16 protein-coding genes are annotated in these 18,045 nt (G+C 44.6%); 8 read left to right on the top strand and 8 right to left on the bottom strand.

What is annotated here, in order from left to right; genetic code table 11:
• Nucleotides 1-6 precede the first annotated feature (6 nt).
• The 3 genes from dnaG to rpsU form a co-directional block, all read right to left on the bottom strand.
• Nucleotides 7-1,773, bottom strand: a complete 1,767-nt coding sequence (gene dnaG / locus OCU38_RS11110) for a DNA primase (protein WP_021714337.1) — start codon at nucleotides 1,771-1,773, stop codon at nucleotides 7-9.
• An 88-nt stretch (nucleotides 1,774-1,861) separates the two neighbouring features.
• Nucleotides 1,862-2,305, bottom strand: coding sequence for a GatB/YqeY domain-containing protein (locus tag OCU38_RS11105; protein WP_023404114.1), 444 nt, complete (start codon nucleotides 2,303-2,305; stop codon nucleotides 1,862-1,864).
• 25 nt (nucleotides 2,306-2,330) lie between these two features.
• On the bottom strand, nucleotides 2,331-2,546 hold the full coding sequence (rpsU, locus tag OCU38_RS11100) for a 30S ribosomal protein S21 (RefSeq protein WP_001145625.1): 216 nt from the start codon (nucleotides 2,544-2,546) through the stop codon (nucleotides 2,331-2,333).
• Nucleotides 2,547-2,767: 221 nt separating this feature from the next.
• On the opposite strand from rpsU, the gene tsaD reads away from it, so the two are divergent.
• Entirely contained in the window at nucleotides 2,768-3,784 is a 1,017-nt protein-coding gene (gene tsaD / locus OCU38_RS11095; protein ID WP_261823108.1) for a tRNA (adenosine(37)-N6)-threonylcarbamoyltransferase complex transferase subunit TsaD, read from the top strand.
• A gap of 124 nt (nucleotides 3,785-3,908) precedes the next feature.
• Here tsaD and plsY read toward each other — a convergent pair whose 3' ends face one another.
• On the bottom strand, nucleotides 3,909-4,502 hold the full coding sequence (gene plsY / locus OCU38_RS11090; protein WP_261823107.1) for a glycerol-3-phosphate 1-O-acyltransferase PlsY: 594 nt from the start codon (nucleotides 4,500-4,502) through the stop codon (nucleotides 3,909-3,911).
• A 172-nt stretch (nucleotides 4,503-4,674) separates the two neighbouring features.
• On the opposite strand from plsY, the gene folB reads away from it, so the two are divergent.
• From folB to OCU38_RS11075, 3 genes are read left to right on the top strand one after another with little or no spacing between them, the layout of a single operon-like run.
• Nucleotides 4,675-5,034 (top strand): dihydroneopterin aldolase, encoded by a 360-nt coding sequence (gene folB / locus OCU38_RS11085; protein ID WP_023404117.1) that lies wholly within the window; start codon nucleotides 4,675-4,677, stop codon nucleotides 5,032-5,034.
• Entirely contained in the window at nucleotides 5,031-5,537 is a 507-nt protein-coding gene (gene folK, locus OCU38_RS11080) for a 2-amino-4-hydroxy-6-hydroxymethyldihydropteridine diphosphokinase (RefSeq protein ID WP_261823106.1), read from the top strand. The genes folB and folK overlap by 4 nt, the downstream gene beginning before the upstream one ends.
• Nucleotides 5,537-6,340, top strand: a complete 804-nt coding sequence (locus tag OCU38_RS11075) for an undecaprenyl-diphosphate phosphatase (RefSeq protein WP_261823105.1) — start codon at nucleotides 5,537-5,539, stop codon at nucleotides 6,338-6,340. Before folK ends, OCU38_RS11075 begins: the two co-directional genes overlap by 1 nt.
• Before the next feature lie 65 nt (nucleotides 6,341-6,405).
• Here OCU38_RS11075 and OCU38_RS11070 read toward each other — a convergent pair whose 3' ends face one another.
• Nucleotides 6,406-7,638: a multifunctional CCA addition/repair protein gene (locus OCU38_RS11070; RefSeq protein ID WP_261823104.1), complete on the bottom strand. Its 1,233-nt coding sequence runs from the start codon at nucleotides 7,636-7,638 to the stop codon at nucleotides 6,406-6,408.
• 167 nt (nucleotides 7,639-7,805) lie between these two features.
• On the opposite strand from OCU38_RS11070, the gene OCU38_RS11065 reads away from it, so the two are divergent.
• Entirely contained in the window at nucleotides 7,806-9,479 is a 1,674-nt protein-coding gene (locus OCU38_RS11065; protein WP_261823103.1) for an ExeA family protein, read from the top strand.
• A complete protein-coding gene (locus OCU38_RS11060) occupies nucleotides 9,479-10,399 on the top strand; it encodes a general secretion pathway protein GspB (RefSeq protein ID WP_261823102.1) in 921 nt (306 codons plus the stop codon). Before OCU38_RS11065 ends, OCU38_RS11060 begins: the two co-directional genes overlap by 1 nt.
• A 96-nt stretch (nucleotides 10,400-10,495) precedes the next feature.
• Here the strand turns inward: OCU38_RS11060 and OCU38_RS11055 are convergent, their stop codons facing one another.
• From OCU38_RS11055 to OCU38_RS11045, 3 genes are all read right to left on the bottom strand, one after another.
• Complete coding sequence (locus tag OCU38_RS11055) at nucleotides 10,496-11,107, bottom strand: TIGR04211 family SH3 domain-containing protein (protein ID WP_261823101.1); 612 nt, start codon at nucleotides 11,105-11,107, stop codon at nucleotides 10,496-10,498.
• A 156-nt stretch (nucleotides 11,108-11,263) separates the two neighbouring features.
• Nucleotides 11,264-12,529 (bottom strand): inorganic phosphate transporter, encoded by a 1,266-nt coding sequence (locus OCU38_RS11050; protein ID WP_152822859.1) that lies wholly within the window; start codon nucleotides 12,527-12,529, stop codon nucleotides 11,264-11,266.
• Nucleotides 12,530-12,574: 45 nt separating this feature from the next.
• A complete protein-coding gene (locus OCU38_RS11045; protein ID WP_023404125.1) occupies nucleotides 12,575-13,255 on the bottom strand; it encodes a TIGR00153 family protein in 681 nt (226 codons plus the stop codon).
• Nucleotides 13,256-13,442: 187 nt separating this feature from the next.
• On the opposite strand from OCU38_RS11045, the gene OCU38_RS11040 reads away from it, so the two are divergent.
• Together OCU38_RS11040 and glnE are read left to right on the top strand one after the other, a co-directional pair.
• Nucleotides 13,443-14,960, top strand: coding sequence for a CYTH and CHAD domain-containing protein (locus OCU38_RS11040; protein ID WP_261823100.1), 1,518 nt, complete (start codon nucleotides 13,443-13,445; stop codon nucleotides 14,958-14,960).
• 118 nt (nucleotides 14,961-15,078) lie between these two features.
• A complete protein-coding gene (glnE, locus tag OCU38_RS11035) occupies nucleotides 15,079-17,955 on the top strand; it encodes a bifunctional [glutamate--ammonia ligase]-adenylyl-L-tyrosine phosphorylase/[glutamate--ammonia-ligase] adenylyltransferase (RefSeq protein ID WP_261823099.1) in 2,877 nt (958 codons plus the stop codon).
• The last annotated feature ends 90 nt before the right edge of the window (nucleotides 17,956-18,045 follow it).

The following is an 18,045-nucleotide window of genomic DNA, read 5'->3' as shown; positions in this document are numbered from 1 at the left end:
AGGGTCTCATGCTTTTAAATCTAGCATTAAAGCCAGCAGCTCCCTTTTTTCTTCGACTGATAAGCCGACACTTCTTTCTTTCGCTTGTAGGGTTTCAATTTGCCGTTCAATACACTGGTAAATTACTTTATCCAGTGAATCACAAAATATATCGTCATGATTGTCTTCTTCCTTATAAGTTGGGAGATCCCAGCTTGCCAGAAGTGACAATATGCGTTCTTCTTTTTGATTTCGCCAGTGCTCTAATAACTGGCCAGTGGTGATATGGGGATGATTTATACACTTATCAACCACATCGAGTAATAAACTTAGCCCAGGTAGGTTAGTTTGACTAACTGAATCTAGGTTTGGTATTAACTCTACGTAATGCGGGTTCTGTAGCAATAATGCTATGACAACACGCATTGGCGTTCTTTCTATCTTCTTATGCGGCGCTGGACGCGCAGATTGCTCGTCTGTTTTGGCGATCAATTGTTGCAGTTGACGCTCATCGACTAAACCTAGTTTTCGTCCAAGTAACTCACGCAGATACATACGCAGTGTACCGCCCGGTACTTTACTAATCAGAGGGATAGCTAAAGTGCTTAACTTAGCCATGCCTTCTTTACTGCTGGTATCCACTTGCTGCATTAAGGTTTGAAACATAAATTCTGATAGCGTCGTCGCACTGCGAACTTGCTCTTCAAAAGCCTGTTTACCGTGTTGGCGGATATAGGTATCAGGGTCTTCGCCATCGGGTAAAAACATAAACTTAAGCTGACGCCCGTCGTTTAAATAAGGCAGGGCATTTTCCATTGCTCGCCATGCTGCATCACGACCGGCTCTATCCCCGTCATAACAACAAATAATATTGCTGGTTTGACGAAATAGCATTTGCAGGTGATCGCCAGTGGTGGAGGTGCCAAGTGAGGCCACCGCATAATCCACCCCAAACTGCGCCAAGGCCACTACATCCATATACCCTTCAACCACCAGAATTTGTTCTGGCGAGCGATGAGTTTGTAGCACTTCATATAAACCATAAAGCTCTTTGCCTTTATGGAATATGGGCGTTTCCGGTGAGTTGAGATATTTTGGCGTACCGTCACCTAAGACGCGTCCACCAAAACCAATCACTCGACCACGACGGTCACGAATAGGGAACATGACTCGACCACGGAAGCGGTCGTATCTATTACCTTTGTCGTTTTCAATGAGCATGCCAGCACTGACTAACGCATCTTGTGCCTGTTTTTGCTGACCAAATTGTTTTCGTACCGAATCCCATTCATCCGCTACGAAACCAATCTCGAATTTTTGTGCTATTTCTCCGCTGAGCCCTCGGTTTTTTAAGTACTCAATCGCGGTTTTTCCGGCGCTCGTTTTTAATTGCGAACGGTAGAAGTTAGCGATGCTGCCCAATAAATCATATAGGCTGCGTTTCTGTTCAGTATTGGCGGTCGGGCCTTGGCTACTAAAGCCACCTTGACGCTGTTCTCTTGGGACTTCTAAGCCGAGATGAGCGGCAAGCTCTTCAATGGCTTCGACAAACTCAAGGCGTTCGTATTCCATCATGAAATCGATGGCATTCCCGTGAACACCACAACCAAAGCAATGATAAAACTGCTTTTCTTGGCTAACACTGAAAGAGGGGGTTTTCTCGTTATGGAATGGGCAGCAAGCACCGTAGTTCTTGCCTTGTTTCTTTAGTTTTACTCGCGCGTCAACGATATCGACAATATCCAGTCGAGCAAGTAGGTCATCAATGAAGGTACGTGGTATGTGTCCAGCCATAGATCCTAAAGAAAGTTCGTTTGTGCGAGATACAAACAAGCCGTGCATTCAATGAATAGCACGGCTTGCTTTAATTTTTATTGGGGATTTAAGCCAGTTTAGAACGAACTAAACCACTTACTTTACCCATATCTGCGCGCCCTTGAATTTGTGGTTTGAGAACGCCCATTACTTTACCCATGTCTTGCATGCCCGCAGCACCAGATTCGGTAATTGCACTATCAACTAATGCAGCCACTTCTTCTTCGCTCAGCGGTTGAGGCATAAATTCCTCAAGTACTGTAATTTCAGCTTTCTCAATGTCCGCAAGATCTTGACGACCGGCAGATTCATATTGAGCGACAGAATCGCGACGTTGTTTAACCATTTTAGTCAGCACACCGATGATATCGTCGTCGGTCAGAGTAATCCTCTCGTCGACTTCACGTTGCTTAATTGCTGATAGGGCTAAACGAATAGTGCCAAGGCGCGGTTTGTCCTTGGCTTTCATCGCAGATTTTTGCTCTTCTTTGAGTTTATCAATAAGAGCCATTACTAATTCCTAATAATATCGGGGATTAGTAAAGACGAACGCGACGTGCGTTTTCACGAGCTAGCTTCTTAGCGTGACGCTTTTGAGCAGCTGCTTTAGCGCGTTTACGAACTGTAGTTGGTTTCTCATAGTGCTCACGACGACGCACTTCAGAAAGAATACCTGCTTTTTCGCAAGAGCGCTTAAAGCGACGTAGAGCTACGTCGAACGGTTCGTTTTCACGTACTTTAACTACTGGCATATGCCTTTCACCTCAGGGGTTATTCGTTAATACTGGGTTCCACTTTCTGGGCAAGTTAACTTGCAAGGGGAATAACCAGTTTGATCAAAAATGGTGCGGAATTTTAATCCGAACTGATAGTGTTTGTAAAGCACTTTATTGCGGAGAAAACGATCAATCATTTGTTTGAACAATTAGGACAAGGTAAACTTGCCACACATTAAAGAAGTCGCGAGAAATGTATGCGTATTTTAGGTATTGAAACCTCCTGTGATGAGACAGGAGTTGCTATTTATGATGATGAGAAAGGTTTGCTTTCACATCAACTATATAGCCAAGTAAAGCTCCACGCTGATTATGGTGGTGTTGTTCCAGAACTCGCTTCTCGCGATCACGTGAAAAAAACCATTCCATTGGTAAAAGAAGCATTAAAAGAAGCCAACTTAACCTCTGCGGATATTGATGGCATCGCTTATACCGCAGGCCCAGGCCTAGTGGGCGCTTTGTTAGTTGGTGCGACTATTGGCCGTAGTATTGCGTATGCGTGGGATGTTCCTGCGGTGCCAGTGCACCATATGGAAGGGCATTTGCTGGCGCCTATGTTAGAAGATAATCCGCCGCCGTTTCCTTTTATTGCTTTGCTCGTTTCTGGCGGTCACACAATGATCGTAGAAGTGAAAGCCATTGGTGAATATCAAATTCTTGGCGAATCAATTGATGATGCCGCAGGTGAAGCCTTTGATAAAACGGCTAAACTGATGGGACTGGATTACCCAGGTGGTCCGCTGTTATCTCGTTTAGCGGAAAAAGGAACGCCGGGTCGCTTTAAGTTCCCTCGTCCTATGACAGACCGTCCGGGGCTAGATATGAGCTTTTCCGGTTTAAAAACTTTTGCGGCCAATACTATCTCTGGCAATGACAACGATGAGCAAACTCGCGCTGATATTGCGTATGCCTTCCAAGAAGCGGTGTGTGCGACGTTAGTAATTAAATGTAAACGTGCACTACAGCAAACAGGCATGAAGCGCATTGTGATTGCCGGTGGCGTAAGTGCTAACAAACAATTGCGCCTTGAACTTGAAGCCTTGGCGAAGAAAGTGGGCGGTGAAGTGTACTACCCAAGAACCGAGTTTTGTACCGATAACGGCGCTATGATTGCTTATGCGGGTATGCAACGTTTGAAAAATGGTGAAACATCAGGCTTAGGCGTTAAAGCTCAGCCTCGCTGGCCTATCGACCAACTAGAGCCGATTGCCTAGTTATTTTGCTTAGTTATTTCTTTCGTTAAATAACATCGATATGAAGCCGACCTAACTAGGTCGGTTTTTTTATGAATTGAATTTGAGTCAGTTGATGAGGGGGAAGGAACGGCTATCGGCGTAATTACAGCTTTTTAGAGCCCACCTTCGGCTCTTCTCCAGAAAACAGGCGTTTAATATTGTCTTGATGTCGCCAGATAATAAGACAGCACAGCATTGCCACCGGCAAGGTGTATTGCGGTTTGATCATCCAAGTGTATAGCGGAGCCACTAAAGCGGTCACTAGAGCCGCCAGTGAAGAGTAGCGCGAGACCACAGCGGTAATTAACCATGTTCCCATTAATAAGCCAGTTAAATCAAAACCAATCGGCGCTATCGCACCTACTGCGGTTGCCACCCCTTTACCGCCTTTGAAGTGAAAAAAGATAGGGTAAATGTGGCCAATACAGGCCGAAATACCAATCAAACCTAACATCACAGGATCAAGATCGAGGTAGTAGGCTGACCAAACAGGGATGGTCCCTTTTGCCATATCACACAGCAGAACTAACACCGCAGGTAGCTTTCCTCCAATGCGCAGGACATTGGTGGCACCGGGGTTATTTGAGCCTGTTGAACGAGGGTCTGGAAGTCGAAATACCCGACAAATGAGAACGGCACTCGACACTGAGCCTAATAAATAGGCCAAGATGATCATGAGTAAAGCCGTTGCTGTCATAGATATCCTTTACACTTTGTAGCTAATATCGATTGAATCGGGATTATAGTTGGGTAATCAATGTAGTATATTACGTTTTTTTATACTTTTAGCTTATCCGACCTCAATCTATGTATTTGAACTTGTTTTGCAAGAATTTACTACTTAAAGAGGCAAGAAAAGGATCGAAATAATGAATCAAGACCGAGTTTTTATCGAACAGCTCGAGGTAATTACCACTATTGGGGTGTATGACTGGGAGCAAGAGATCAAGCAAAAACTAGTGCTTGATATAGAAATGGCTCACGATAACCAAGCTGCTGGGCACAGTGATAATGTTGAAGATGCATTAGATTACTTCTCTGTCAGCCAAGCGGTTCTTGCGCATATTGAGGGTGGCCGATTTTTGCTTGTCGAACGAGTAGCAGAAGAAATCGCCAGCCTGATTATGGATAAATTTAACGTTCCTTGGATTCGCATCAAACTTCGTAAGCCTGGCGCTGTGCCACAAGCTGCTAGTGTTGGCGTAGTCATTGAACGAGGCTCGTTGTGACCCAAACCTATTTAGGTATTGGGACCAACATTGAACGAGATAAGCATGCTCGCGCCGCGATCATCGAGTTACAACGTTTAGGCAGTAATCTGCAAGTCTCAACGATTTACAGTTGCCCAGCAACGGGATTTGATGGCGCTGAGTTTTATAATTTTGTGGTTGGCCTAGATACGGACTTAGCTTTGCCTGAATTTTGTCATCGTTTGCGAGCGCTAGAGCTGGCTTATGGTCGTCCACTCAATGCCCAAAAGAAACAAGATCGTACATTAGATATTGATATTCTTTTATTTGGTGATGTGCAAAGTGCGCAAGCGCCGCAAATACCAAGAAAGGATATTTTTAAGTTCAATTTTGTGCTGCAACCTTTGTATGAGCTGTGTCCCGAACTGATTGTTCCTGGGGACGGTCGTTGCATTCGTCAAATTTGGCAGCAAGAATTTGTATCTATCGGTGGTATGTCGAACCTCACGGCTACTTCTCTACATTTAAGAGATGATGATTAATGAGCTATTTAGAAGCTTTTGCATTGGCCTTAATTCAGGGCCTAACTGAATTTTTACCTATATCGAGCTCTGCTCACCTGATTTTACCTTCGGCTGTATTAGGTTGGGAAGATCAAGGCTTGGCGTTTGATGTTGCGGTACACGTGGGCACCTTGCTCGCGGTTGTGATTTATTTTAGACATGAAGTGGTGACTCTTTTACGTGCATTTTTTGGCTCCGTGTTTAAGCAGCAACACAACAAAGAGTCCAAACTGGCGTGGATGATCATTTTAGCGACCATTCCAGCCGGTTTAGCTGGGCTGTTTTTAAACGATCTGATTGAGTTGTATTTGCGCAGTGCTTGGGTGATTGCCTGTACGACGATCATTTTTGGTTTATTGCTGTGGCATGCAGATAAAACATCAGCGTTAACTAAAGATGAGTATCAAGCCACTTGGAAGAAGACGTTAATTATTGGTATTGCTCAAGCAATGGCAATGATTCCGGGCACATCACGCTCTGGGGCCACTATTACTGCGGCGCTTTATCTCGGCTTTACTCGTGAGGCGGCAGCGCGTTTTTCGTTTTTAATGTCTATTCCAATCATCACCTTAGCCGGTGGTTACTTAGGCACTAAGCTGGCTCTTAGCCCAGAGCCGATGCATTTAGGTTTGCTATCTACGGGAATTTTAGTCTCGTTTGTGAGTGCTTATATTTGTATCCATTACTTCCTGAAATTGATCTCTAGCATGGGAATGACGCCATTTGTCATCTACCGCTTGCTATTGGGCGCAGGCTTATTTGCTTTCTTGCTGACTCAGTAATCGATAACTACAAAATGAAAGGCCTCTAAGAGTAAATCTTAGAGGCCTTTTTTATGCCGATTTTTTTACAACCAATGCCAGCTTTGTTTTACTTGTTCAATCGCCTCAGTGCGGCGTTTGTTAAGCTCTTCTCTGATATCTTTGCCCGCAAAACCATCTTTAATCACTTGTTGTACATTCACCGCTAATGCCGCTTGATAGGTTGCGACAAAGTAATCTCGTTGCGGGTAGGGGGTAGATTCATGCCCTAATCGCCCTTGAGTGTCAGCTTGGCAGGTAATTAACACTTGCTCTAGTACGTTTGGTTTACGCCATACATCAAAGCTGTCTAGCACGCGCAAAACGGTTGCGGCTTTTAGCTCTTGCGCTCGATGAATATTGGAGTGCTGCTTGCATACATGCAGTGCCAACTCTTTGTATTGGTTGGGCACGCGCAGGCGCTTGCTGAGGGATTCGATAATTTTGAGGCCAGTATGACAATGCATTTTATGGCTTGGCCACTCTTGTTGTGGAGTGACGCCTTTGCCGAGATCGTGCATTTGCGCGGCAAAGCGTATTTCGGGCACTTTGCTTAACTGCGCCGATCGCTTGGCGACCATTAAGGTGTGGATTCCGGTATCAATCTCAGGATGCCATTTTTCGGTTTGGGGCACGCCAAACAAACGGCTGATTTCGGGCATGACGACAGCGAGTGCGCCACACTCTTGTAGCACTTCGATAAACACTTGCGGATCTTGGGTTAATAACGATTTGTGCCACTCTTGCCAAACACGCTCAGCGGTGAGGGTTTGTAGCTCACCTGAATCGACAATCTCGCGCATTAGGTTAAGGGTTTCTTGTGCCACGCTAAAGCCTAGGTGATGCAATTTAGCGGCGAAACGCGCTACACGCAATACACGCAAAGGGTCTTCCACAAAAGCGCGCGAAACATGTCGCAGGCACTTGTTTTGGATATCTTGCTGACCGCCATAAGGATCATACAGGGTGCCAGATTCATCTTGCGCAATGGCATTGATAGTGAGATCGCGGCGTATCAGATCTTCTTCTAAAGTGACATCTTGCGCAAAGTAACAATCAAACCCAGTGTAACCGCTTCCTGATTTACGTTCGGTGCGAGCCAGCGCGTATTCTTCATGCGTTTTAGGATGCAGAAAAACAGGGAAATCTTTGCCGACGGTTTGATAGCCAAGATCCAACAATGTTTGCGGCGTCGCGCCCACCACAACCCAGTCTCGGTCGTAGTTTTCTATATTGAGCAGTTTATCTCTAACTGCACCACCTACTAGATAGGTTTGCACAATGAAGTCTCTCTTTTTGTATTGTGGATGAAAGTGATGGCAATTATATGTCGCTATTCTTTGCACTACCTAACACTACGATTAGTCGATGAAAGGATTGCTTTACTTTCTTTCATTCAATGGTAGCTTGACTCAAATGAGAAAAGAAGTATGTATAGAAGTTCTAAATGTATAAGGATTTTTTTGGTTTTGTAGAAGAACCATTTTCAATTGTTCCCAGTTCTAAGTATTTATTCTTAAGTGCGCGCCATCGCGAGGCTCTGTCACATTTACAAATTGGCCTCAATAGTGGGGGCGGTTTTGCCATGCTGACCGGTGAGGTTGGTACAGGTAAGACGACGGTTTCCAAAGCGATGTTAGCTAACTTAGAAGGGAATTGGGTAGCAGGACTTATACTGAATCCTACTTTTTCTGAAGTTGAATTACTGGAAGCGATTTGTGACGAGTTTTCACTTTCCTATACGCAACCATCCAGCTTAAAACAGCTCTCGCAAGCCATTTATCATTACCTTTTAGATAATCATAAAAAAGGTATTCAAACCTTACTCTTAATTGATGAAGCTCAGCATCTTTCTGCGCAAGTGCTAGAGCAGCTTCGTCTGCTGACTAATTTAGAAACTGACAGCCGTAAGTTACTTAAAGTGTTGCTGGTGGGTCAACCTGAGCTGCAACATAAGCTACAAACAATCGAACTGCGCCAATTAGCCCAACGCATCACTGGTCGTTATCATCTGCTGCCTTTAGTGGAAAAAGATATCGCCGATTATATTGGATTTCGTTTGCGAGTGGCCGGTGGTCGGGAAGATATTTTTTCTGACAGAGCGGTGCAATTTATTGCATCGCAGTCACAAGGTATTCCGCGCTTAATCAACCTTATTTGCGACAAAGCCTTGTATTACGCCATGTTGAGTCAGCAACACAGCGTTGACCGAAATATCGCTAAAAGAGCTTGTCATGATGTATTGGCCTATCAAGCCCCGACAGGGAATAAAGTACAAGTTAGTACTCACTCAAGCCGCTCTCATCATTGGTTATCTCCGGCGTTACTATCGCTAGCTATTGCCGGGGTGACTTACCTTGGTTTGACTTCTTGGCATCAGTGGCAACAACTGCAAACCCAGTTCAATGAACAACAAGCTCACACTCAGCAATTGCAACAGCAAATGGCTGACAAGCAGAGCATAGCCAACCAAGAGCAGCAGCATTTTGCGCAATTGATTGAGCAGAGCCGCTCCCCAATGGGCGCTATGCAGGCCTTGTATCACCTATGGGGCTATGATGCTTCAATTGTGGATTCTGATTGTGAGTATGGCACTACGCCACCTTTCCACTGCTTCCAAAGCAAAGCATCGCTGTCGAGCATTGTCGCATCGAATCGCCCTGTGGTGATTACGTTGTATGATGATCAGCACCCCTATTTTGCTATCTTGCAAGGTGTGACTAACGATAGAGTGACTCTGTTATTGGCAGGGGAGCGAGTGCAGTTGCCTGTAACTTGGCTAGACCAACATTGGAAAGGGCAGTTTAGGTATCTTTGGTATAGCGAGATACTGGAAACAGTGAAATTAAATAGCAGTGGTGAACAGGTACAAATACTGGATAAACTGCTGGCGAAAGCACTGAATGCAACACCTTTAGATACATCCACTTTTAATGATGAATTGAAGAAAAGGGTATCAACCTTTCAGGCTTGGCAAGGCCTAGATGCTGATGGCATCGCCGGAAACCAAACATTACGTCAACTCGATAGACTCACCAGTGATAACGCACCCAAGTTACTGAGTGCGACAGCACAGCCAACCGCGCCAAGTGCGCAAGCTGATAGCGAGGAGAATCAGTAATGTCAGAGGTATTAAAAGCACTTGAGCAATCTCAGAAACAATTTGAACAGGCATCAATACCAACGAGTGGACAGGCTAACCCATCCTCTAGACCACAAGCGGGTAATGGTAAAGTGAAGCTGATGGTCGCAATTGCTGTGGGTTTAGGTGTGGGTGTAGCAGCGCACAGTTTACTGGCTGGCTCTGCAACCACGCGTAGCATTGAGGCGATGCTAAGCCCTGCGCTGAATAGTGTGTTAGTTGCCGAACAAGCGCCTATCGCTAAGGTGCAGCCTATAACCCCAAGCTTAGATATTGTGTATTTGCCCGCAACTCCGGCGAAACCTTTGCTACCTTTACCAAAAATTGTGTCGGTTGCGGATATTGAAGAGACTCAGCCGGTGACAGATACAAGGGTGGTGAGCTCATCTGCAACACCTGCTCCTGCTACATCTAAGGCTGAAACAAAGAGTGAACCGACTACTGCGACAAGCAAAGCGGCAAACAATACAACAAGCAATACAACAAGCAAAGAGCCCAAGAAAACGACACCGCAAGCGGCTGATGATGAGTGGGATCTATCTAATCTCGATTTATCGCAACTCTCTCCAGAGTTGGCAGGGCGAGTGACTCACGCTTTAGATACGCCATCGTCATTAGATGAGCAAGGTGAGCGAAATAGCTTGGACCATATTAAGGTTAATGAGCTAGATAAAAATGTAGACCGATATAAAGGTCGACTACCTGCGCTTAATTTACAAACCCATATGTACGCCAGTAATCCAAAACATCGTTTGGTGAAGATCAACGGTAAAGAGTTACAAGAGGGCGATATGATTAACGATCAGACTAAACTGGTTGTGATTTCGCCGCGCTTTATTGTGGTTGAATTTGGCGGAGAGAAAATCCAAATACCAGCTTTATATGATTGGCACGGTTAGTCGTTATTAGGGGCGCTATTTAGCGTCGACACAAACAAAAAGACATAAAAAAAGCTGCCTCTGGCAGCTTTTTTTGATTTTGCTATTTCGCGAGTATTACGCCCAGCCGTTTGGAGACTTCTTACGACGAGGAATAACATGTGGAAGCAGTAGACCAAAGATCAAGCCTAGACCTGCAACACCACCACCGTACATGAAGTAGCGCAATAGAAGGTCTTCTTTTTGCGTATCAATGCGAGCTCTTAGCTCACGCACTTCAGTTTGGGCAGAAAGCAGTTGGTCACTGACTTTTTTGTAGTTAGTTTCCATTTCAGCAATTTGTGCGTTGCGTGACTCTAGAGAACGAACCAAGCCTTCTTGTTCTTTGTCGGCTTTCTCATTAAAGCTAGCAAGTTTTGCTTTAACTTGAACCAGTTCTTTTTCAAGGCGAGGCATACGAGTCACCATACCTTCAGTTTTAGTCACGTATTTAGATTCAACCCAGCCTTTACGACCACGTTGGTCAACGACCTCTGTATAGCCACTCTTTTTGTTGGTTTGGACTAAAGTCACTTTTGTGCCTGCATCAACACTACCGATAATTCGGTACTGAGCACTAGGACCTGAGTGCATATAAGTAAATAGGTTATCGGAGATGTAGATCGTTTGAGCCCATGCGGCTGGTGCAGATAGCACTGCAGCAAAAGCGATCAAAAAAAGTTTTTTCACTGTATGTCCTTCAAAAAATCAGATTCAGGTGAGGAACGCATTCCATCATTGTCTAAATAGTAAGTAGATTATAGATTGCCTGCAACTAAAAGAGGGGCCAAAGCCCCCCTCTATAACGTCATATTGTCAAAATATGACAGACATTTGACATTTTGCTTAGGTGAAAATCACCAACATGATCTCATAGAAGATAATCGCAAGCAGTGCACCCGCAGGAAGAGTCACTACCCAAGAGACAACAATGTTACGAACAACACCTAGATTCAGTGCGGCAATACCACGTGCAAAACCTACCCCTAAAACAGCACCCACAAGTGTTTGGGTAGTTGAAATAGGTAGACCTGTACCAGAAGCCAGAACAACGGTACTTGCGGTTGCAAGCTGCGCCGCAAAGCCACGGCTTGGGGTTAATTCTGTAATGCCAGTACCAACCGTCGACATAACTTTGTGGCCCATAGTCGCTAGACCAACCACGATACCGACACCACCAAGAGGAAGAATCCACCAAGCGATTTGAGTTTTCTCAGCGATGTGACCCATATTACTAATAGTGGCAACGATAGCCGATAGTGGACCAATGGCGTTTGCAACATCGTTAGAGCCGTGAGCAAATGCCATCGCACATGCGGTAATTACCATTAGCGTACTAAAGACTTGCTCAACACCTGTAAAGCTGTGCTCGTGGTTTTTGCTATCAAGTTTGAAACGTTTTTGGATATAAAGATAACCAATTACCATCACTAATAGTGACAGTAAGATAGACCAAATCCATGCTTCAGTGGTGGATAGGTATAAACCCACGTGTTTAAGGCCTTTCTTAATCGTTACTAGTGAAATCACAATAGTAGTTAAGAACATATAGCCCGGAACATAACGTTTGGCGTTTTCTAAGGGATTATCTGTATTAAATATAAACTTCTGCGCACTGACAAAAATAATATAAGCAAATAACCCCGATATAAACGGCGTAATAACCCAGCTGCCTACAATATTTTGTACTGAGGTCCAATCCACAGCATCAGAACCCACAGAAACAGTGGCAAAACCTATGATGGCACCAATGATTGAGTGAGTAGTAGATACCGGCCAACCCATATAAGAGGCAACCAGTAACCAAGTACCCGCAGCCAGTAGGGCTGACATCATACCGAATACCAGTAGGTCGGGTGTATTAGCGAATAGAGTTGTATCAATAACACCTTTACGAATAGTGTCAGTAACTTCACCACCTGCAAGGTAAGCCCCTGCAAATTCAAAAATCATCGCGATAACAATCGCTTGTTTTACGGTTAATGCTTTAGAACCTACAGAGGTACCCATAGCATTAGCAACATCGTTGGCACCGATACCGATAGCCATCATAAAACCGAATACGGCCGCACAGATAAGAAGTATAGTGCCGTAGTTAGCTAGAATATCCATTAAATATCCTTTGATATTAATAAGTTGAAATGAGGTGGAGAGTGATTAGCTACGCGCTATCATCAGCTCTAGACGAGCACAAACGCGCTGTGCTTGGTCCGCAATGCCTCCAACCCACTCGAGGATTTTATACAAGAACATCACATCAATTGGATTATATTGATCTTCAATTTCTCTGAGGCTTCGACGTAATTCAATTTGCATTTGGTCAGTATCATCTTCTATTCTATCGAGTTCATCGATCATAGATTCAACCAATTCTGCTTCACGTCCTTTGAAGCCCGTTTCTAGCAATTCATCTAGCCCATTAATTACCCGGTACATTTGTCCGACAGCATCTAAGCAACGTTTTACATATGCTAAGAAGTCTTCGTGCAAAGCTTCAGGTATAAGTAGATTTCGGCCTAGAACACGGCCACAGATATCTTTAGCAATATTTGCTACTTTATCTTGTTGAGTTAATAATTCCAGCAGATCACCTCTATCAAAAGCCATAAATAGGCCTGTTGGTAGATGCAAACGAATCTGACGTTTGAGAGTGTCAGCTTCTTTTTCTAGCGTAGAAATTTGTTGACGGTATTCTGCCGCCTTTTCCCAGTTGTTAGCATTTGACGCAGCAAAAAAGTCAGGCAAAAGTGATGCACACTCTTGGACTTTTGCTCCGTGCTGCTGCAACGGTTTTATTGGCGATTTTGCGAATAAACCAATGATGGTATTTACTGGCATATTTGTATTGTCATGTGATTGTCATGCTGGGGTGTAACTATAATAGGTTTTTTTAGTATTAAAAGGGTTTATGTGATTTAAAATTGCACAAAAGGCATTTTTTTTGTGATTTAGATCAGCTGAATGTCACTTGCTGATAAACAAAATTCGATTTAATCTGCTAAAGACGGTCGATTATGAGTGATTTATGGAAACTGAAATAGAGCTGAAATTTTTTGTTTCACCACAATTCTCTGAAGTTTTGAAAGAGAAAATCCCACACAACAAAATTCTTCAACACAACAGTCGTGAGCTGGGAAACATTTATTTTGATACCCCAGACAACTGGCTACGAGAGCACGATATAGGCATGCGCATTCGTCGCTTTGATGATGTCTATGTGCAAACGGTAAAAACCTCAGGCCGAGTTGTGGCCGGTTTACACCAACGCCCAGAATATAATGCAGAGCATACCAGTAATGATCCTGATCTTAGCTTGCACCCTGAGAGCATTTGGCCAGAAGGGCGCACAGTCGAAGAGTTAGCATCACAACTGCAACCTTTATTTGCTACTAACTTTACTCGCGAGCTTTGGCTGGTGGGTATGCCTGACGGTAGCCAAGTAGAAGTGGCATTTGATCAGGGTGAAGTGCTTGCTGGAGAGAAGCGTTCTACTATTTGCGAAGTTGAGTTGGAACTAAAGTCTGGTCAAACAGATGCTTTATTTACCTTAGCAAGGCAATTATGTGAAGACGGAGGCATGCGTCTTGGCAATTTAAGTAAAGCCGCTAGAGGCTACCGACTTGCACAAGGCTTTACCGGTAGCAAAGCCAAACCGCTGGGTTTGGTGGATGTTGCTTTGCAAGATAGCGTAGAAGAGTGCTTTATTAAGTCATTGGAGCATGCATTGTCTCATTGGCTTTATCATGAGCAAGCCTACGTTGAATCCCCTTCAATGGACTGCTTAAACGAGATCTGCTATTCGCTGAGTTTTGTAAGACAAACCTTAGCGGTATTTGGCGGAATTGTCCCGCGCCGCGCCAGTGCTATTCTACGACAAGAATTAAAATGGCTAGAGCAAGAACTGATTTGGGTGCAAGCCGCCGACTACCTTGACGATCTTACCGAAGACAAAGGGCATGCACTGCGCAAGCTTGATACGCAAAAGACGCTAGTTAAACAGCTAAAAAGAGTACGCGCTGAATTATCGACAGAAGAAGAAGTGTTACAACTACTAGAGTCTGCTCGATATACCGGTGTTATTCTCGATCTTAGTCGTTGGGTACTGACGAAAGGATGGCAGCCTTTCTTAGATGCCAAAGCGCGTAAGAAAATGTCTGGAAACTTGGTGTCGTTTGCCCAAGACCAACTGGATCGCACTTGGGCGGAAATGGTCAGTGCATTCCCTATTGAGCAAACCCTGACATCGAAAGACTATATAGAAGAGCATTACCACCTGAAACGGTGCCTATTTTCTGGGATCTGTTTTGCTGCGTTGTTTGATCAAGAGTCTCGCCAAGCGTTTCGTTTGCCGTGGGCTGATTTAGCACAAGGGATTGACGATCTGTTGATGCTTGATCCTGTGTTGCAATTGGTTGATCAATTGCAAGGAGAAGAGCAAGATCAACTGCAACGTTGGTTAGAGCGCCAGCAAGCTTCTATTTTATATGCCATGGAACAAACCAGAGCTATGTGTATGGAAGCAAGACCTTACTGGAAAGGCTAGCAGATAGAGTATCTATCATTGCACGTCTTATTTCAGAGATTGAGCGCTTGCCCTTGGGTGAGCGCTTTTTTATGCTCTATACATGCCCCTCATATCCTGAACGCAAGAATGGACTTTTATGCATCCTAATTCAGAACAAGCCACAGTCGCTCGAACTGAGCAACTTATTAGCAAGTTTCCTTTTATTACAGATCAATGGTCACAGCAACATCTCGATGAGTTAAATCGAGTGGTCAATTTCAGCTCGTTTATTTTTAATCGACTGCTTTGTGATGAAGCCTTGTTATTGAAGCTTCCTGATATGTTGCAAAGCGAGCAGCGTTGCTGCAACTATCGAACAGACTTGCATGCGTTATTAGCGACTTGCCAAGATGAGACTAAGGTCATGAAGGTACTAAGAGACTTTCGTAACCACGAAATCATCACTATTGCATGGCGAGATATTGTGGCGAGTTGGTCGGTAGAGCAAAGCCTTGCGCACGTTTCTATGCTGGCTGAAGCGATGATCTTTGAAAGCTACGCATGGCACTATGCGGACTGCAGTAAATTGTGGGGCACACCGAAAGGTTCAGATGGCGCCGATCAGCCAATGCTAGTGATTGGTATGGGTAAACTGGGCGGTGGCGAATTAAATTTCTCTTCCGATATCGACCTTATCTTTACCTATCCAGAAAACGGCGAGACTGAAGGCGCAAGACGTCCGATTGCCAATGCGCAATTTTTTACCCGCTTGGGTCAGCGTTTAATTAAATCATTGGATCAAAATACGCTGGATGGTTTTTGCTATCGAGTCGACATGCGTTTACGTCCGTTTGGCGAAAGTGGTCCACTGGTGATGAGCTTTGCCGCACTGGAAGATTATTACCAAGAGCAAGGGCGTGATTGGGAACGTTATGCGATGGTCAAAGCTCGGGTGATGGGACGAGAAATGTACCCTCAATACCAAGAGCTTCGCCAGATGTTGCGCCCATTTGTATTTCGCCGTTACATCGACTTTAGTGCTATTCAATCATTGCGCCGTATGAAAGCCATGATCCGCAGTGAAGTGCGCCGTCGAGGACTGACCAATAATATTAAGTTGGGCCCCGGTGGTATTCGTGAGATTGAGTTTATCGCGCAAGTTTTCCAATTGATTCGTGGCGGGCGTGAGCCAAGCCTGCGTGGCCGAGGTTTACTGGAAACCTTACAAGCCATTAAACAGCAACAGCTATTAGAGCCGGCTGATGTTGACGGCATGATGGAGGCTTATCGCTTCTTACGTCGCCTAGAAAACCTGCTGCAAGCAATGGAAGATAAGCAAACCCAAACCTTGCCAGATGATGAAGACAATCAGCACAAACTGGCTGTGGTGATGGGCTTTGAGCAGTATCCAGAGCTACAAGCTCAATTAAGTCAGCATATGGCGAATGTACACAGTGTCTTTGAAGAGTTAATTGGTGATGAAGAAGAGCATGGCCACAGCATAGATGCGGTGTATATGGAATTGTGGAGCTTGGCAAAAGATCCCGAGCAAGTGCTGACAATTTTGCATGAGCTGTCTCTAGATGTGAAAGAGAAGGAGCTTTCTGAACTTTCCAATAGCTTGTGTCACTTTAAATCGGAGCTGGCTAAGAAAACGTTAGGCCCACGAGGTCGAGAGGTGATTAGGCACTTAATGCCTAAGTTGCTGTACACCGTATTATCTCATCCTGAAGGTGAGTTTGGCTTAGAGCGAGTGCTGACGGTACTGGCAAAAATTGTCACTCGTACTACTTATCTCGAACTGCTCGATGAGCACCCTGCTGCATTAGAGCAACTGGTAAGGTTGTGTACAGCCAGCCCTATGATCACTGAGCTATTAGGTCGTTACCCTATCTTGCTCGATGAACTGCTTGATCCGCAGCAGTTATATAAACCGGTTGAGCTAAGCAGTTACAAATCTGAATTACGAGATTATCTGGCACGTATCCCAGAAGAGGATATGGAGCAACAAATGGAAGCTCTGCGTCAGTTTAAGCAAACCTGCATCTTGCGTATTGCCGCTGCTGATATCGCAGGTGTACTGCCTGTAATGCAAGTGAGTGACCACTTAACTTATTTAGCCGAAGCTATTGTTGAGCAAGTCATCAACCAAGCATGGCGTCAAATGGCGGCAAAATATGGTGAACCAAACCATTTAGAAGGCAGAGAAGGTCGTGGCTTTGCGGTATTAGGTTACGGCAAAGTCGGTGGTTGGGAGCTAGGTTATAACTCAGATCTGGATATTGTGTTTGTGCATGATTGTCCTATATCAGCCTATACCGATGGTGAGAAATCCATTGATGGTCGACAGTTTTATCTGCGTCTGGCGCAGAGAATTACCCATTTATTCTCTACTCGCACCGCCTCAGGCATCCTTTACGAAATTGATACACGCTTAAGACCTTCTGGCGCCTCAGGGTTAATGGTGAGCCCGATTGATTCTTATGAAGAATATCAACTGACAGAAGCATGGACTTGGGAGCATCAAGCGCTAGTACGTGCTCGCCCTATATACGGAGATGCTCTGCTGGTGGATGCCTTTGCTAAGGTGAGAAACAAAGTGTTGTGTCTTGCTCGCGAACAGCAACCGCTGTGCAGTGAAGTGGTTAAAATGCGCGAGAAAATGCGCGATCACTTAGGCGGGAAAAAGAAAGATCGATTTATGCTCAAGCAAGATCCTGGTGGCATCACTGACATTGAGTTTTTGACTCAATATTGGGTGCTTAACTATGCGCATCAATACACTAGCCTGACAAAATGGTCTGATAATGTCCGTATCCTCGACAGCCTTGTGGAAGTGGATTTACTTTCAGCTGAGCAAGCTAAAGCATTAGCCGAAGCGTACACCGCGATGCGAAATGAAATCCATAGACGAAACTTACTCAATTTAGACGCCAATGTGGCGCAAGATAAGTTCGTTGAGCAACGTAAATTTGTCAGTGAAATGTGGTGTCAGTGGATGATAGATGGGCAAGTGAGTAACGAACAATGTTAAATTGCTCAAACGCTTAGCATTACTTTGATATATCTTTAGCTATGCTAGAATTGACAGTGAAAATTAAAAGCAAAAATTATTATGTGGAGT

It is taken from the genome of Vibrio neonatus (assembly GCF_024346975.1).
Classification (GTDB): domain Bacteria; phylum Pseudomonadota; class Gammaproteobacteria; order Enterobacterales; family Vibrionaceae; genus Vibrio; species Vibrio neonatus.
This window is presented reverse-complemented; position numbering and strand designations above follow the sequence as displayed.

Coding starts and splice junctions, on each gene's coding strand:
- dnaG (WP_021714337.1), bottom strand. CDS start 1,773: ATGGCTGGACACATACCACGTACCTTCATTGATGACCTACTTGCTCGA.
- OCU38_RS11105 (WP_023404114.1), bottom strand. CDS start 2,305: ATGGCTCTTATTGATAAACTCAAAGAAGAGCAAAAATCTGCGATGAAA.
- rpsU (WP_001145625.1), bottom strand. CDS start 2,546: ATGCCAGTAGTTAAAGTACGTGAAAACGAACCGTTCGACGTAGCTCTA.
- tsaD (WP_261823108.1), top strand. CDS start 2,768: ATGCGTATTTTAGGTATTGAAACCTCCTGTGATGAGACAGGAGTTGCT.
- plsY (WP_261823107.1), bottom strand. CDS start 4,502: ATGACAGCAACGGCTTTACTCATGATCATCTTGGCCTATTTATTAGGC.
- folB (WP_023404117.1), top strand. CDS start 4,675: ATGAATCAAGACCGAGTTTTTATCGAACAGCTCGAGGTAATTACCACT.
- OCU38_RS11075 (WP_261823105.1), top strand. CDS start 5,537: ATGAGCTATTTAGAAGCTTTTGCATTGGCCTTAATTCAGGGCCTAACT.
- OCU38_RS11065 (WP_261823103.1), top strand. CDS start 7,806: ATGTATAAGGATTTTTTTGGTTTTGTAGAAGAACCATTTTCAATTGTT.
- OCU38_RS11060 (WP_261823102.1), top strand. CDS start 9,479: ATGTCAGAGGTATTAAAAGCACTTGAGCAATCTCAGAAACAATTTGAA.
- OCU38_RS11050 (WP_152822859.1), bottom strand. CDS start 12,529: ATGGATATTCTAGCTAACTACGGCACTATACTTCTTATCTGTGCGGCC.
- OCU38_RS11045 (WP_023404125.1), bottom strand. CDS start 13,255: ATGCCAGTAAATACCATCATTGGTTTATTCGCAAAATCGCCAATAAAA.
- OCU38_RS11040 (WP_261823100.1), top strand. CDS start 13,443: ATGGAAACTGAAATAGAGCTGAAATTTTTTGTTTCACCACAATTCTCT.
- glnE (WP_261823099.1), top strand. CDS start 15,079: ATGCATCCTAATTCAGAACAAGCCACAGTCGCTCGAACTGAGCAACTT.